This window comes from Neisseria sp. KEM232, from assembly GCF_002237445.1.
In the GTDB taxonomy this organism is placed as follows: Bacteria; Pseudomonadota; Gammaproteobacteria; order Burkholderiales; family Neisseriaceae; genus Neisseria.
Genome location: NZ_CP022527.1, coordinates 1,843,739 through 1,858,989, shown reverse-complemented (window position 1 = coordinate 1,858,989; position 15,251 = coordinate 1,843,739). Strand labels below are relative to the sequence as shown.

Genomic DNA, 15,251 nt, shown 5'->3' with positions numbered 1-15,251 from the left:
TCAGACGGCCTCCTATCCTTGAAAGGCCGTCTGAAAACGCGGATAATCGCGCCCTTTCCACGCCGCAAAAACAAAGGTATTCCGATGACTTCCCCTCTGGCAAACGCAATCCGTTTCCTCTCCGCCGACGCAGTTCAAAAAGCCAATTCAGGCCATCCGGGCGCGCCGATGGGCATGGCCGAAATGGCCGAAGTATTGTGGACGCAGTTTCTCAACCACAACCCGGCCAATCCCAAATTCTATAACCGCGACCGCTTTATCCTCTCCAACGGCCACGCCTCGATGCTGCTTTACAGCCTGCTGCACCTTACCGGCTACAACCTCGGCATCGACGATTTGAAAAACTTCCGCCAGCTGCACAGCAAAACCCCCGGCCACCCCGAATACGGCTACACCGACGGCGTGGAAACCACCACCGGCCCGCTCGGACAAGGCATTGCCAACGCCGTGGGCATGGCTTTGGCAGAAAAAATCCTCGCCGCCGAGTTCAATAAAGACGGCCTGAACATCGTCGACCACTACACTTATGTCTTCATGGGCGACGGCTGCATGATGGAGGGTGTGTCGCACGAAGCCTGTTCGCTGGCCGGCACGCTCGGCTTGGGCAAACTGATTGTGCTTTACGACGACAACAACATCTCCATCGACGGCAAAGTCGACGGCTGGTTCACCGAAAACATCCCTGCGCGTTTCGAGAGCTACGGCTGGCACGTCGTGCCCAACGTCAACGGCCACGACACTGCCGCGATTCAGACGGCCATCGAAGCCGCCCGCGCCGAAAGCGGCAAGCCCTCGCTGATTTGCTGCAAAACCCTGATTGGTAAGGGCAGTGCCAACAAAGAAGGCAGCCACAAAACCCACGGCGCGCCTTTGGGTGCGGACGAAATCGAAGCCACGCGCCGACATTTGGGCTGGAACTACGGCGCGTTTGAAATCCCGCAGGAAATCTACGATGCTTGGAGCGCCAAAGAAAAAGGCGCGAAACTCGAAGCCGCGTGGAACGAATTGTTTGCACAATACCAAGCCAAATTCCCCGCCGAGGCCGCCGAGTTCGTGCGCCGTATGGAGCGCAAACTGCCCGACAACTTCGATGCCTACGTTCAGACGGCCTTGCAGGAAGTCTGCGCCAAAGGCGAAACCATCGCCACGCGCAAAGCCAGCCAAAACAGCATCGAAATCCTTGCCAAAGAGTTGCCCGAACTGGTGGGCGGCTCGGCCGACTTGACCCCGTCCAACCTCACCGACTGGTCAAACAGCGTATCCGTAACCCGCAACGGCGGCGGCAACTACATCCACTACGGCGTGCGCGAGTTCGGCATGGGCGCGATCATGAACGGCCTGTCGCTGCACGGCGGCGTGCGCCCCTTCGGCGCGACCTTCCTCATGTTCAGCGAATACCAGCGCAACGCCCTGCGTATGGCCGCGCTGATGAGAATCAACCCCATCTTCGTGTTCACCCACGACTCCATCGGCCTGGGCGAAGACGGCCCGACCCACCAGCCAATCGAGCAAACCGCCACCCTGCGCCTGATTCCCAACATGGACGTATGGCGGCCGTGCGACACCGCCGAATCGCTGGTAGCCTGGGCCGAAGCCGCCAAAGCCGCCGACCGCCCCAGCACGCTGGTTTTCAGCCGCCAAAACCTGAAATTCCTGCCGCGCAGCAGCGAACAGCTTGAAAACATCAAACGCGGCGGCTATGTCGTTTCCGAAGCGGCAGGCGAAGCCAAAGCCGTGATTATCGCCACCGGCTCGGAAGTTGAATTGGCCCTGAACGCGCAAGCCACCCTCGCCGCCGAAGGCATCGCCGTGCGCGTGGTGTCCATGCCCTCAACCAATGTGTTCGACCGCCAAGACGCGGCTTACCGCGCCGCCGTATTGCCCGACAACCTGCCCAAAGTCGCCGTAGAAGCAGGCGTGTCCGACGGCTGGTACAAATACGTCGGCACCAACGGCGCAGTACTCGGCCTCGACCGCTTCGGCGAATCCGCCCCTGCCGACGAGTTGTTCAAACTGTTCGGCTTTACCACGGAAAACCTGGTTGCTACGGTGAAATCCGTTCTCTGAGGCCGTCTGAAACGTCCGAATCCGTTTAAACAAAGCAGCAACAGGCCGTCTGAACCTTTTCAGACGGCCTCAACACAGGAAAAATCATGAACGCCACGCAGTTAATCGAAAACCTCACCCGCATCGTCGGCCAAAAACACATCATCACCGACCCTGCCAAAACCGAACAATACCGCCAGGGCTACCGCTTCGGCGAAGGGCAGGCGCTGGCGGTGGTGCGGCCGGGCACGCTGCTGGAAATGTGGCAGATTTTGCAGGAATGCGTCGCCGCCGACGTGATAGTCATCACCCAGGCTGCCAACACCGGCCTCACCGGCGGCTCGACTCCCAGCGGCCACGATTACGACCGCGACATCGTCATCGTCAACACCATGCGCATCGACATCATCCAGCCGATTAACGGCAACGAACAAGTCGTCTGCCTGCCCGGCGCCACGCTCAACCGGCTTGAGATGCTGCTCAAGCCGCTCGGGCGCGAGCCGCATTCCGTTATCGGCTCGTCGTGCATCGGCGCATCGGTACTCGGCGGCGTGTGCAACAACTCCGGCGGCGCATTGGTGCAGCGCGGCCCGGCCTACACCGAAATGGCACTGTTTGCCGAAATCGACAGCGAAGGCCGTCTGAACCTCGTCAACCACCTCGGCATCGATTTGGGCAGCACGCCCGAAGAAATTTTAAACAACCTGCAAGGCTGGCACTACCAGCAAAAAGACATCGACCCCAACGCCGGCAAAGGCCACGACCACGCCTATTGCGACCATGTGCGCCAAGTGGACGCGCCCACCGCCGCCCGCTTCAACGCCGACCCCGCCCGCCACTACGAAGCCAGCGGCTGCGCGGGCAAACTGATGGTGTTTGCCGTGCGCCTCGACACCTTCCCGCAGGAAAACCATACCGCCGTGTTCTACATCGGCACCAACGACATCAACGAACTCACCGACATCCGCCGCGCCGCACTCTCCGAGTTCCAGAGCCTGCCCGTTTCCGGCGAATACATCCACCGCGACGCGTTCGACATCGCCGCCGTATATGGCAAAGACACCTTCTACGCCATCAAAAAATTCGGCACCCACCAACTGCCCAAACTGTTCGACCTCAAAGCCCGCGCCGACCGCATCGGCAAAAAAATCCCGTTTCTGCCCAAACACTTCACCGACAAAGCCATGCAGTTTGCCAGCCGCTTCATGCCGCAGCACCTGCCGCAATCCCTGCGCGACTACCGCGACCGCTATGAGCACCACCTGATTCTCAAAATGGGCGGTGCAGGCGTGGAAGAAGCCCGCGCGTTTCTGAAAAATTACTTCGCCAACCACAGCGGCGCATATTTCGAGTGCAACGCCGAAGAAACCCAAGCCGCCATGCTGCACCGCTTTGCCGCCGCCTCCGCCGCCGTGCGCTACCGAGCCGTACACGATAAAGAAGTCGAAGACATCGTCGCCCTCGACATCGCCCTGCGCCGCGACGACAGAGACTGGTTTGAAACCCTGCCCGACGAAATCAACAGCAAAATCAGCCACAAGCTCTACTACGGCCACTTTATGTGCCACGTTTTCCATCAAGACTACATCGTCAAAAAAGGCCACGACTGCATGGCACTGGAACACGAAATGCTGCACCTCTTGGACAAACGCGGCGCGCAATACCCCGCCGAACACAACGTCGGCCACCTCTACGAAGCCAAGCCCGAACTCAAAGCCTTCTACCGCAAACTCGACCCCACCAACAGCTTCAACCCCGGCATCGGCCACACCTCGAAAAAGAAAAACTGGGCAGAGTAAGGCTTTCAGACGGCCTTTTTCCACCGCCAAACCAAAGGCCGTCTGAAAACGGAAAACCCCTTTTTCAGAAACGTCATCCCCGCGAAGGCGGGGACGGCCGCCGCTTCCACAAACCCAAGCAAAAGGAAACCAATATGGGCACCCCGCAAACCGCCATCATCCCCGACACCATCACCGCCGCCATCTATATAGAAGCGGACGTGCTCGACAAAGAACAGACCAAAGCCGCCTGCCGCCAAGCCCTCGCCGCCCTCGACGACTGCCGCAGCCGCTTCCCCGACCACAAACTCGGCATGACCATCGCCTTCGGCGCCGATTTCTGGCACAGCCTCGGCCACGAAAACGAAGGCCGCGAAATCCGCCCATTCATGCCCCTGGGTAACGGCCTCTGTCCCGCCACCCAGTGCGACCTCATGATCCACATCCAGTCCGAACACACCGGCCTCAACTACCTGCTGGCCGAACAGGTTGCCGCCGCATTCGGCAACAGCATCCGCATCGAAAACGAAACCCACGGCTTCCGCATGCCCGAAGAGCGCGGCCTCGACGGCTTTGTCGACGGCACGGAAAACCCGCACGGCGAAGAAAAAATCGCCGCTATCGGCACCATCGCCCAAGACCAACCCGACGCGGGCGGCAGCTACATCGTCCTGCAAAAATACCTGCACGATCTCAAAAAATGGAGCGGCATCAGCGTCGCCGAACAAGAGCAGGCCGTCGGCCGCAGCAAAGCCGACAACATCGAATTTGCCCGCGCCGACCGCCTGCCCGACTCCCACCTCGGCCGCACCAACATCAAAGAAAACGGCGCCGGCCTCAAAATCGTCCGCCGCAGCCTGCCCTTCGGCTACATCAGCGGCGAACACGGCCTGCAATTCATCGCCTACTGCGCCACCCTGCACAACATCGACGAACAGCTCAAATTCATGTTCGGCGACAAAGACGGCAAAATCGACCTGCTGCTGAAACACATGTCCGCAGCCGTACGCAGCGCCTACTACTACGCCCCGAGCATCGAGCGGCTGGCCGATTTGTAAAACGCGCAAAAAGCCCGAAAGGCCGTCTGAAAAACATCAAAACGGGTTTTCAGACGGCCTCATTCAGATACAGAAGGCCGTCTGAAAGCCGCTTCCGCTTTTCAGACGGCCTTTTGTTTTGGATAAGGCCGTCTGAAAACATAAAAAGCAGCCCGAACGCGGTAAAACCGCTTTTCAGGCTGCTTTAGGGTATTCGGGCTGCCTATTCGCCCAACTGTGCCGCCGTCTGCTGCGCCCAGGCCATGGTTTCGGCGAAAGCGGGACGTGCGGTGTGGCGTTCGATATAGGCGGCGAACACCGGATCGGCATCGAGCACCTGCATGTTGCGGGAAAAGTGCAGCAGGAGGGCGGCATAGTACAAATCGAGTGCGCTAAAGCGGCCGCCGACAATATAGTCGTGTTCGGACAAATGCTTGCGCAGCACGCCGAAGGCTTCCTCGAAGCTGCCGTAGCCGATGCCGGTGTGGAATCTCGGATGGTCCGACGGGCGGTCGAAGAATTTGTCCATGCAGGCGTATTCGAGCTGGATGCTGAAGCACAGCCAGCGGTAGTATTCGCCGCGCTCGATGCTTCCGGCGGCGGGAATCAGGTTTTTCTCGGGAAACTGCTCGGCCAGATAGGTGATGATGGCAATGGTTTCGGTGAGTATGGTGCCGCCGGCTTTGAGTGCGGGTACTTTGCCCAAGGGATTGACGGCCAGATAGTCCGCTTCGTGCAGCTTGGCGGAGGACAGCGGCACAATAGTGCACGGCGCGGCGCATTCTTTGAGCATCCACACGGCATAGGTGCCGCGCGAAAAGGGAGTGGTGTAAAGGGTGAGTTCGGGGTTAGGCATCATGCGCTCCTGTGTGTGGTGGGAAAGCGGCGATGATAGCAGACAGGACGTCGGCATTGCCCGCAGATTTCGTTTTCGGGAAAATACCGTTCCGCCACACCGCCTTTTTACACACAGGCATCGGCTTCAAACAGCGGGCAAATGCGCCCAAGCCGCCCCATTTGTTTTCAGACGGCCTCCGCATACCGTTGCCCTGCCCTTTCCCAAGCGCAGGACAAATATGCCCAGCCGACCCGCCTGTTTTCAGACGGCCTTATTCAGATGCAAGAAGCCGTCTGAAAGCTCCGTTCCTCAGTTCAGACGGCCTCCGCCAACCCATAGCGAAACCATGTTCACCGACACCCACGCCCACCTTGCCGATTCCCGACTGGCCGCCAGGCTTCCCGCCGTGCTGGCGCAGGCCGCCGCGGCGGGCGTCACGCGCTTTTTCGTGCCCGCCACCGGCCGTGGCGACTGGCAGAGCGTGCTCGCGCTGGCCGCACCCGCCATCGTCCCCGCCATCGGCATCCATCCCTGGTTTGCCGACAGCCACGGCGCGGCGGACATATCGCAGCTCGACGCCCTGCTGAGCCGCCACGCGCACGCCCTCGTCGGCGAAGCGGGTTTGGACTACCGGCACGCAGCCGACGATGCCGCACGGCAGACGCAGCGCGCCATCCTGTCCGCCCAACTCGATCTGGCCGCGCAACACGGCCGCGCCGTGCTGCTGCACAACGTCCGCGCGGGCGCGGATCTGCTGTGCCTGTTGCAAAAACACGGCATACGGCGTGGCGCCGTCCACGCCTTTTCCGGCAGCCTCGAAGAAGCGCACGCCTTTATCCGCCAAGGCTTGAAAATCGGCATCGGCTCGCTGCTGCTAAATCCTTCGGCCAAAAAAGCCCGCCGCGCCGCCGCCGAACTGCCCCTCTCCTCGCTGGTTTTGGAAACCGACAGCCCGTTTATGCTCAAAGACGCCGCCAACACCCCCGCCAACATCCGCACCATCGCCCAAACCGTCTGCACCCTGCGCGGCATCGGCCTGACGGAACTTGCCGAGGCTGCGGAAAACAATGCGTCGCAGCTGCTGGAAAACCCAAAGGCCGTCTGAAACTGCCAAACGGGCTTTCAGACGGCCTCCGATCCTTGCGGGCAGCTGTTTACGCCAGCACCAGCACCGCTTCGGCCTCCACCTGTACGCCCTTGGGCAGCGCGGCCACGCCGACGGCGGCGCGGGCGGGGAAGGGTTGGGCGAAATATTCGGCCATCACTTCGTTGAACACGGCAAAATTGTCCAAGTCGGTGAGGTAGGCGTTGAGTTTGACGATTTGGTCGAGCGAGCCGCCCGCCGCTTCGGCCACGGCACGCAGGTTTTTGAACACCTGATGCGCCTCGGCGCGGAAATCGCCGCCGCCGGTGACGGTCATGGTGGCGGGATCGAGCGGAATCTGGCCGCTCAGGTAAACGGTGTCGCCCGCGCGCACGGCCTGGCTGTATGCGCCGATAGCGGCGGGGGCTTGGTCGGTGTGGATGATTTGTTTGGCCATCGTTAAAGTCCTTTCGCATAAAAGTAGCGTATAGTAACATTTTTTAACCGAAACCGAGACAGCGGCCGTCAGGCCGCTCCCGCCTGCACCCCTTTCGGGCATCAACGCGGGAACGACGTTTCTGAAAACAAAGCCCCAACCAAGCCAAAACGCGGCGGCACGCTCCGCGCAACAAAGGAAAGCCCATGCTGGACCAGCCCCTACCGAAAATCTTTCTGTTCGTTCCCGGCAACAAGCCCGAGCGGATACCCAAAGCCTTCGGCATCGGTGCGGACGAGGTGGTGGTGGACTGGGAAGACGCGGTGGCCGAAAACGAAAAAGCCGATGCCGTGCGCCATATGGAAGCCTATTGCGCCGACCCCGCCGCCCGTCCGGTGTGGCTGCGTATCAACGCGCCCTCCTCTCCCCGCTTTGCCGCCGATTTGGCCGCGCTCTCGCAGCTGGACGCGGTAAAGGGCGTGGTGCTGCCGAAAACCGAGCGCCCCGCCGACATCACGGCGGTGCACCACGAATGCGGCAAACCGGTTATCGCCGCCATCGAAACGGCCAAAGGCATGCTCAACCTGCCGCAGCTGGCCTTCGCGCAGGGGCTGCACGCGCTTTCCTACGGCTGCCTCGATTTGTGCGGCGAATTGGGGCTGACGCACGGCACCCCCGCCGCCGACACCTTTTTCAACCATCTGCGCATCGAGCTTCTGCTGCACAGCCGCCTCAACGGCCTGCACCCGCCGATAGAAACCGTATTCCCCGATCTTGCCGACAACGACGGCCTGCGCACCTTTACCCGTTTCTGGCGCGACATGGGCTTCGGCGGCATGCTGTGCGTCCACCCCAGGCAGGTGGCCGTTACCAAGCTGATGATGCTGCCCGCGCCAGAGGAAACCGCCTTCGCCGAAAAAGTGCTGGCCGAAGCCGAACGCAACCCGTCGGCGGTGTTTCAGGTAGACGGACGGATGGTGGACGCGCCCGTTATCGCGCGGGCGAAAAAGCTGCTCGGCAGGATGTAGGGGCTGTTGGCAATCAACCCTGAGGCCGTCTGAAAAACACAACGCCAAAGGCCGTCTGGAAAAACCCGCCGCCGCACGGCGCACCGGTTTTTCAGACGGCTTTTTTCATACACAGACGGATTAAGACCATGTTTTACATAAAATTCCATAAACCATTCATAATTGCCTGTTTTGTTAATACCGATTAATAAAAGTTATCATGCGGCAATATACGGCGGTTTTCTATGTAAATTTTGCAATTTCTTATTGTGTTTTACCAAATCTTGCGGATATATTTGCGCCGGGTTTGCAAAAAACGGCAATACCTTAACAGTACAAGTGAATCGGAATCACAAACCAGAGGATTATCTTGATGAAACATACCAAACTTTATGCCTGCCTCATCGCCGCTGCCGCGGTTACCACACCTTTGTCCGCACACGCTGCCTACAACGTGTACAGCAAAGACGGCCTGACACTCGACATCGGCGGCAACGTCACCGCCCAATTCAGCAAACGGCACAACCGTTTCACTTACACGCACGATTCTTCGCGCTACTACTACAACTACGACCTGAGGCAATGGGAAAACGCCCAAACCAACCACGACATCGAAACATCCGACCGCCGCTCCCGCCTCGGCTTCGAGCGCGGTTCATCCTGGCTGCAGTTCCGTGGCCAGCAGCGCATCAACCAGGACTGGCGCGCCACCGGCACGGTACAGCTGGGCTACTATAAAGACGACCTGAACCTCACCGCCGCCAACGTCGCCCTCGACCTGCGCAACGTCGGCAGCATCTCCTTCGGCAAACAGTTCCTGCACTCCGGCTACGTCACCCGCACCGGCACCTACTACCCGCTCGAATATTTCGGCAATTCCTCCATCCGCGCCGACTACACCGGCGTGCCCGAATTGCAGGTCAGCGCCTACCACCTCTTCCCCTCGCAGGACGACGTACGCAAAACCGACAACGTCAACGAAATCCAAGGCAACGGCATTTCCGCCACCTACCGCCTGCGCATCGCTCCCGACCACAGCATCCGCTTCGGCGCGGGCTACACCCAAAGCAAACGCAATTCCGCCGACAACGTCAAATGGGCATCGAAAAAGAAACACGCCGCCGCAGGTTCGATCGAATACAAATACCGCGATTTCACCATCGCCGGCGACATCGGCTATGAAAAAGAGAAAATCGACATCGCCACACTGGGACAAGCCCGCTCGCGCTATTACGGCCTGAAAGCCGAATACGCCTTCACACCGCGCTTCAAAATGGCGGCAGGCTACGGCGTGAAAAACACCAAGAAAACCGCAGGCTCGCTGGGCGCGTTCAACACCAACGCCGCATGGAACCAGCCCGACTTCATCGCCGCCAACGAAGAATACGTCTTCCCGAAAATCAAGCGCCGCAAAGCCTACCTGAAAGCCGACTACGACCTGCGCGAAAACGTCACCCTCTACGGCCGCGCCGATGTGGAAACGGTGAAAAACTACGTCGACGACGGCGAGTTCTCCAAACGCCGCCGCAACGAATTCACCGGCGGCATTTCCCTGACTTTCTAACCGCCACCGCATAGACCCGCACCGGCTGCAAACGCAGGCAGGCCGTCTGAACACCATCAAGACGGCCTGTTTGCACACTGTGGCGCACGCCCGCAGCCTGCGATAGGAACACCGGAGAACACCATGAAAAAAACAAAACTGTCCCTGCTGCTGGCGCTGGCGCTGACCGCCCCGCAGATTGTTCAGACGGCCTCAGCCGCCGACACCCGCGAACATCCCGCCAACCTCTACGCCGCAGAATACGGCTATCCCGAAACCCGCACCAGCCAAGATGAAACCGACCGCTTTGAAACCGGCGAATACGGCGATCCCGGCCTGCGCACCAACAGCCGCAACGAAACCGTCGACCCCGAAATCCGCAAGCTCAAACGCGACGACGGCATCGACCGCTACTACGGCGACACCCACGTCGACAAATACCGCTGGTTGGAAGATGTTGACCGCATCGAACCCGAACACCGCTACGAAACCAGCGAAGACCGCAAGCGCAACCTCTTCGGCACCAACTGGGAAGACCCCGAACTCGACAAACGCCGCACCGGCATGGAAACCGTGCGCAACGAGCAGGGCGAAGTGGATAAATGGGTGAACGCGCAAAACGAAGCCACCCACAACTATCTGAACAAAATCCCCTATATCCAAGAAATCGGCAAACGCATCGACAAGCTGATGGACTACGAATACCTGTATTTCGACTACGACCGCGAATACGGCAAGCTCCATTACGCCCGCTACCCCGACGGCTATTTCCGCCTGAGCAAAAAAGGCGCCGACGGCAAATCCCAAGTCATTCTCGACGAAAAAGAACTCTCCAAAGACGGCTACACCCAGATTGCCAACTACGCACTCAACAGCAACGGCAAATATTTCGCCTACGCCACCCGCGACGGCGCTTCGGATACCGACCACAAAGAGCTGTATGTGCTCGATACCGAAACCCTGAAAACCCGCCACATCACCACCAATATCCATGTGGTGGATGCCGGCGGCACGTATGGCTACCCGCTGGAGTGGAAAGACAACAACAATCTGTATTATGTCCGCTCCCACGGCGGCTGGACGGATCTGATGCTGCACCGGATGGACAAAAACGAGTTCAACGACCCGATTATTATGAAGGCGTCGGACTACGACATGACGCCCGACAGCTTCTGGATTGAAGACGACCGCTATCTGATGGTGCAGGGCTCTTTGGGCAGCATCAGCAACACCCTGCTGCTGAAGGATTTGAAAACCGGCCGCTGGATTCAGATCCACAACCGCAAGATGTACGACAAAATCAACAAAGCGGATGCGTTTACCAACTATACCGCCGCCAAGTTCGTCCGCCTGGATGGCAATTATATCTATGTGATTTCCGAAGATAATTCTGAATTTGGCGAACTTCTGAAAATCGACATCCGCAGCCCGCAGAGAAAACGCGAAGTGGTGATTCCCGCGCGCGAGAACCACCGCCTGACTGCCGGCGTGTACCAAAGCGGCCACTATCTGATGCAGTATTACTCTGCCGGTTACGATTCGCTGGCACTGTTTGACGAAAACGGCAAATTCGTCCGCGACATCACCCCGGTTGCCGGCGGCAACATCAGCAGCCTGACCGCCTACGACTCCGGCGACAAAGACGCCGAAGACAACCGCCCCAAAGGCACGCTCGCGGCCAACGAAAAAGACTACAAGCGCTATGTGTGGTTCTACTACCAAAACAAGGTAACGCCGGCCACCACCTACCGCTACAACGTTGAAGAAGACAAATTCTTCGGCGTCAAACGCCGCGATACCATTCCTTTTGATGCCGACAAATACGAAATGCGCACCGTATCCTATCCGTCCAAAGACGGCACCATGGTGCCCATCGTGATCAGCCACAAAAAAGGGCTGAAACTCGACGGCAAAAACCCGACCATTCTCTACGGTTACGGCGGTTTCAACGTTGATGCCTACCAGGGCAACTTCACCACCGCAGCCGCAGCCTGGATGCAGAACGGCGGCGTTTACGCCACCGCCGGCCTGCGCGGCGGCAAGGAGTACGGTTCCAAATGGCACGACGCGGGCAAGCAGCTCAACAAACAAAACGTTTTTGACGACTTTATCGCCGCCGGTGAATTCCTGATTAAGGAAGGCTATACCTCCAAAGACTACCTGTCGATTTCCGGCGGTTCCAACGGCGGTTTGTTGGTCGGTGCGACCATGGTTCAGCGTCCCGACCTGTTCCGTGTCGCCATTCCCGAAGTCGGCGTGCTCGATATGCTGCGCCATGACAAAATGTACCGCACCGACTACTGGATCAACGAATACGGTATGGCTGAAGACAGCAAAGCGATGTACCAGAAACTGCTGTCCTACTCGCCGTATCACAACGTGCGCGACGGCGTCTGCTACCCCTCCACCATGGTAATGACGTCCAAACGCGACGACCGCGTGGTACCGTCGCATTCCTACAAATTCGCCGCCATCCTGCAGGAGAAGCAGTCGTGCATGCGGCCGGTATTTCTGAATGCCGCCGAGCGCCACGGCCACGGTGACAACACCCGTGCGGAAACCAAGCGCGAGATGAAGGAAAAATTCGCCTTTATCCTGCACGAAATGGGCGTGAAGTCACTGCCGCCCGTTCCCGACAAAGAGCCTCAGGCGCAGGAAAAGAAATAAAGTATCCCTTGCTTTCAGACGGCCTGAAACCGCAGCAAACGGTTTCAGGCCGTTTTTGTAGGCGTCGGAACGCATGGCCGGAAAATGCAATAAGGCCGTCTGAAAGCACCAAACAGGCTTTCAGACGGCCTCTTATGCCAAACGGCGGCCGGAAATCTAAGTCCCCGTTCCCCGTTGCAAAAACCATTCGCCGAACGGCCATTCGACGCTGTCGAGCAGGTTTTTGGTAATCAGGCCGAGTTCGGTGTCGCCTTCGATTTGCAGTTTGCGGTTGAAGAACAGGGTGTCGGGGTCTTCTTCGCGCAGCATCATGCGCATGAAGTCGATGCCGTTGGCGGCCAGGCGCAGGTCGGGTGTGCCGTCGAAGCCTCCGGCGGTGAATTTTTCGCCGTTGGCGCTGAAACGGACTTTGACGCCCGCGTCGAGTACGTCGATTTCGAATTTTCGCCCGTCAAACAGGCTCATGTCGGCGGGCAGCAGCCCTTTTTTCAGCATGATGTTGAGGGTGGCGACAAGGGCGAAGCGCGGCGGGGCGGCGGGGAGGACGCCGCCGATTTTTCCCGCCCACGCGGGCAGGGTGATGTCAGGCAACGGCATGGTTTTCCTCCCTGATGCTCTGTACGGCGGCGATGCCGGCCTGGCCGCGCCAGTAGCCGTCGACCAGTGTGCCGGTGGACAGGGCGTCGAGTTCTTTCATGGCGTCGGCCAGGTCGGTTTGGCCGTCGAGCACGTCGCGGTGCAGGCGGATGATGTCGGCCATGCCGTGCATCTGCGGCGACAGGCGCAGGATGTCGATGCCGATTTTTTGCAAATCGCGGTGGTGCGGCAGCAGGTTTTGGCAGCCGTAGGACATGGTTTGGATGCCGTTGATGGTGAGGAAGGGCTGGCCTTCGCGGGTGTTCATGGTCATGCCGTGTTCGTAGTCGAGGCAGCGGAATTCGCAGCTGTCTTTGTTGAGGTTGTAATGGCGGGCGGTAAAGCAGCGCGAGGAGTAGGCAAGCGGCATTTTGCCCCAGGCGAAGAGTTCGGTTTCGAGGCCGTCTGAAACGGCGGCGGCGGCCACGGCGGCGACTTTATCGCGGTTCAATTCGGGCTGGGGTATCCAGCGGAAGGCGCCGAGGCTTTTGAAAAGGCGCAGGGTGCTTTCGTTGTAGATGTTGAGGCTGGCGCCGGCGACGATAGGGATGCCGTGTTCGCGTGCGAGTTTCACCGCGCCCATGTCGTTGGCTTCGACTTTGAATTTGTCCTGGCCGGTGATTTTGCGCAGGCGTTTGAGGTCGGATTCGCTTTCGAGCAGCACCTGCGAGGAGAGGATGACTTCTTTGCCGCTGTCGGCCAGGTCTTCGGCCAGGCCGTACCAGTCGGCAAAACGCATTTTCTGGCGGCGCGAGCAGACGACTTCGCCGAGATAGACGGTGTCGATCGGGGCGTCGAGCAGGCCGGCGTAAAATTCGAGCAGGGCTTCTTTCTGCCAGAAAAAAAGGATGGGGCCGAGGGAGAGTTTCATCGGGTTCATCGTTGTCTGTTCCTTTATTTCCACGGGCGGCTGTATGCGCCGAGGGTGGTTTGGTGGCCTTCGGACACTTTGCTTAACGCGCTGTCCCACGCGGGGTTGATTCTGAAACGGGCGGGATCGGCAGCGGCGGCATCGAGCGCCTGACGCAGGGATTTGGTGACTTGCGCGGTGTACATCGGGCTGCGCTGGCGGCCTTCGATTTTCACGGCGGCCACGCCGATTTTGATGATTTCGGGCAGCATTTCCAGAATATTGAGGCTGGTCGGCTCTTCCAGCGCGTAATAGGTTTCGTCGTTGACCTCGAAGCGGCCTTTGCACAGCGTGGGGTAGCCTGCCGGTTCGTTCGGGTTGTAGCGGTCGATCAGGATGCGGTTGAGGCGAACGTCCATACGGTCGGGCAGCTGCTCCCAGCGCACGGCTTTGGCGGGCGAGCACACGCCCTGCATATTCGGCGACTCGCCCGTGGCGTAGCTCGACAAAATGCAGCGGCCTTCCACCATCACGCACAGGCTGCCGAAGCCGAACACTTCGATTTCGACGTCGGTGTGGTCGATAACGTGTTTCACCTGGTCGATGGTCAGCACGCGCGGCAGCACGACGCGGCGCACGTTGAACAAATCCTTCATCAGGTTGATGGCTTCGTAGTTGGTAGCCGAACCCTGCACCGACATATGCAGGCGCAAATCGGGATAGCGGTTGGCGGCATAGGCCATCACGGCGGGATCGGCGACAATCACTGCGTCTGCGCCGAGCAAAACCGCCGTGTCCACCGCCGCCTGCCAACGCTCCACCTGCCCCGCCTGGGCGAAGGTGTTGATGGCCATCAGCACCTGCCGTCCGCGCGCGTGGGCGTATTCCACCCCCTCGCGCGCCGATTTCATGTCGAAATTCAGGCCGGGGAAATTGCGCGCGTTGGTCGCGTCTTTCAGACCCATGTAAACCGCGTCCGCGCCGTTGTCCACCGCCGTTTTCATGGCGGGCAGATTGCCGGCGGGGCAAACCAGCTCGGGAATTTTTCTCATACCGTGTTCCTTGTAAAAACCAATGTCAGCCAAAGAAAAGCGGCAGGAATTTTGTTAAAATCGCTTAACAAATCCGCCGTGAAAACCCTTATCACAAGCAAATGCATAAAATTTCATCATTTGCTGATTAATTTATTTATCGCGTTTATTTATTTTTACAATATTTACCGCGCTTGGCAAGCGCAAAGGCCGCCTGAAAATCTTTCAGACGGCCTCCAACACGGCAAACCAAAGCCGAAAATCTGCAAAAAACTCTGCAGATACAGACGGATAAACC

12 protein-coding genes are annotated in these 15,251 nt (G+C 59.0%); 7 read left to right on the top strand and 5 right to left on the bottom strand.

The window, feature by feature from the left end:
• The first annotated feature begins 84 nt into the window (after nt 1-84).
• The 3 genes from tkt (at nt 85) to CGZ77_RS09110 (ending at nt 4,882) form a co-directional block, all read left to right on the top strand.
• A complete protein-coding gene (gene tkt / locus CGZ77_RS09120) occupies nt 85-2,067 on the top strand; it encodes a transketolase (protein ID WP_009426917.1) in 1,983 nt (660 codons plus the stop codon).
• A gap of 86 nt (nt 2,068-2,153) precedes the next feature.
• Nucleotides 2,154-3,845 carry a D-lactate dehydrogenase gene (dld, locus tag CGZ77_RS09115; protein ID WP_009426916.1) on the top strand — a complete coding sequence of 564 codons (1,692 nt, stop codon included), beginning with the start codon at nt 2,154-2,156 and terminating at the stop codon, nt 3,843-3,845.
• A gap of 134 nt (nt 3,846-3,979) precedes the next feature.
• The gene (locus CGZ77_RS09110) at nt 3,980-4,882 is read left to right on the top strand and encodes a Dyp-type peroxidase (RefSeq protein ID WP_009426915.1); all 903 of its coding nucleotides are present in this window, start codon (nt 3,980-3,982) and stop codon (nt 4,880-4,882) included.
• 202 nt (nt 4,883-5,084) lie between these two features.
• On the opposite strand, the gene CGZ77_RS09105 is transcribed toward CGZ77_RS09110, so the two are convergent.
• A complete protein-coding gene (locus CGZ77_RS09105) occupies nt 5,085-5,720 on the bottom strand; it encodes a glutathione S-transferase family protein (protein ID WP_009426914.1) in 636 nt (211 codons plus the stop codon).
• A 325-nt stretch (nt 5,721-6,045) separates the two neighbouring features.
• On the opposite strand from CGZ77_RS09105, the gene CGZ77_RS09100 reads away from it, so the two are divergent.
• Nucleotides 6,046-6,804: a TatD family hydrolase gene (locus CGZ77_RS09100; protein WP_009426913.1), complete on the top strand. Its 759-nt coding sequence runs from the start codon at nt 6,046-6,048 to the stop codon at nt 6,802-6,804.
• Between the two features lie 49 nt (nt 6,805-6,853).
• On the opposite strand, the gene CGZ77_RS09095 is transcribed toward CGZ77_RS09100, so the two are convergent.
• The gene (locus tag CGZ77_RS09095; RefSeq protein WP_036496494.1) at nt 6,854-7,240 is read right to left on the bottom strand and encodes a RidA family protein; all 387 of its coding nucleotides are present in this window, start codon (nt 7,238-7,240) and stop codon (nt 6,854-6,856) included.
• 185 nt (nt 7,241-7,425) lie between these two features.
• Between CGZ77_RS09095 and CGZ77_RS09090 the strand changes: the two genes are divergently transcribed.
• The 3 genes from CGZ77_RS09090 to CGZ77_RS09080 all read left to right on the top strand — a co-directional run bounded on the left by CGZ77_RS09090 (nt 7,426) and on the right by CGZ77_RS09080 (nt 12,436).
• Entirely contained in the window at nt 7,426-8,247 is an 822-nt protein-coding gene (locus CGZ77_RS09090) for a CoA ester lyase (protein ID WP_009426911.1), read from the top strand.
• 352 nt (nt 8,248-8,599) lie between these two features.
• Nucleotides 8,600-9,790, top strand: coding sequence for a porin (locus CGZ77_RS09085; RefSeq protein ID WP_009426910.1), 1,191 nt, complete (start codon nt 8,600-8,602; stop codon nt 9,788-9,790).
• Nucleotides 9,791-9,913: 123 nt separating this feature from the next.
• The gene (locus tag CGZ77_RS09080) at nt 9,914-12,436 is read left to right on the top strand and encodes a prolyl oligopeptidase family serine peptidase (protein WP_094031132.1); all 2,523 of its coding nucleotides are present in this window, start codon (nt 9,914-9,916) and stop codon (nt 12,434-12,436) included.
• A 156-nt stretch (nt 12,437-12,592) separates the two neighbouring features.
• Here the strand turns inward: CGZ77_RS09080 and CGZ77_RS09075 are convergent, their stop codons facing one another.
• The 3 genes from CGZ77_RS09075 to CGZ77_RS09065 are packed head-to-tail and all read right to left on the bottom strand — an operon-like array spanning nt 12,593 to nt 14,974.
• Nucleotides 12,593-13,033, bottom strand: coding sequence for an SCP2 domain-containing protein (locus CGZ77_RS09075; protein WP_009426908.1), 441 nt, complete (start codon nt 13,031-13,033; stop codon nt 12,593-12,595).
• Nucleotides 13,020-13,952, bottom strand: a complete 933-nt coding sequence (locus tag CGZ77_RS09070) for a U32 family peptidase (protein WP_036496491.1) — start codon at nt 13,950-13,952, stop codon at nt 13,020-13,022. The genes CGZ77_RS09075 and CGZ77_RS09070 overlap by 14 nt, the downstream gene beginning before the upstream one ends.
• 14 nt (nt 13,953-13,966) lie before the next feature.
• A complete protein-coding gene (locus CGZ77_RS09065; protein ID WP_036496489.1) occupies nt 13,967-14,974 on the bottom strand; it encodes a peptidase U32 family protein in 1,008 nt (335 codons plus the stop codon).
• Nucleotides 14,975-15,251: the final 277 nt, after the last annotated feature.

Coding starts and splice junctions, on each gene's coding strand:
- CGZ77_RS09080 (WP_094031132.1), top strand. CDS start 9,914: ATGAAAAAAACAAAACTGTCCCTGCTGCTGGCGCTGGCGCTGACCGCC.
- CGZ77_RS09085 (WP_009426910.1), top strand. CDS start 8,600: ATGAAACATACCAAACTTTATGCCTGCCTCATCGCCGCTGCCGCGGTT.
- tkt (WP_009426917.1), top strand. CDS start 85: ATGACTTCCCCTCTGGCAAACGCAATCCGTTTCCTCTCCGCCGACGCA.
- CGZ77_RS09075 (WP_009426908.1), bottom strand. CDS start 13,033: ATGCCGTTGCCTGACATCACCCTGCCCGCGTGGGCGGGAAAAATCGGC.
- dld (WP_009426916.1), top strand. CDS start 2,154: ATGAACGCCACGCAGTTAATCGAAAACCTCACCCGCATCGTCGGCCAA.
- CGZ77_RS09070 (WP_036496491.1), bottom strand. CDS start 13,952: ATGAACCCGATGAAACTCTCCCTCGGCCCCATCCTTTTTTTCTGGCAG.
- CGZ77_RS09095 (WP_036496494.1), bottom strand. CDS start 7,240: ATGGCCAAACAAATCATCCACACCGACCAAGCCCCCGCCGCTATCGGC.
- CGZ77_RS09110 (WP_009426915.1), top strand. CDS start 3,980: ATGGGCACCCCGCAAACCGCCATCATCCCCGACACCATCACCGCCGCC.
- CGZ77_RS09090 (WP_009426911.1), top strand. CDS start 7,426: ATGCTGGACCAGCCCCTACCGAAAATCTTTCTGTTCGTTCCCGGCAAC.
- CGZ77_RS09105 (WP_009426914.1), bottom strand. CDS start 5,720: ATGATGCCTAACCCCGAACTCACCCTTTACACCACTCCCTTTTCGCGC.
- CGZ77_RS09100 (WP_009426913.1), top strand. CDS start 6,046: ATGTTCACCGACACCCACGCCCACCTTGCCGATTCCCGACTGGCCGCC.
- CGZ77_RS09065 (WP_036496489.1), bottom strand. CDS start 14,974: ATGAGAAAAATTCCCGAGCTGGTTTGCCCCGCCGGCAATCTGCCCGCC.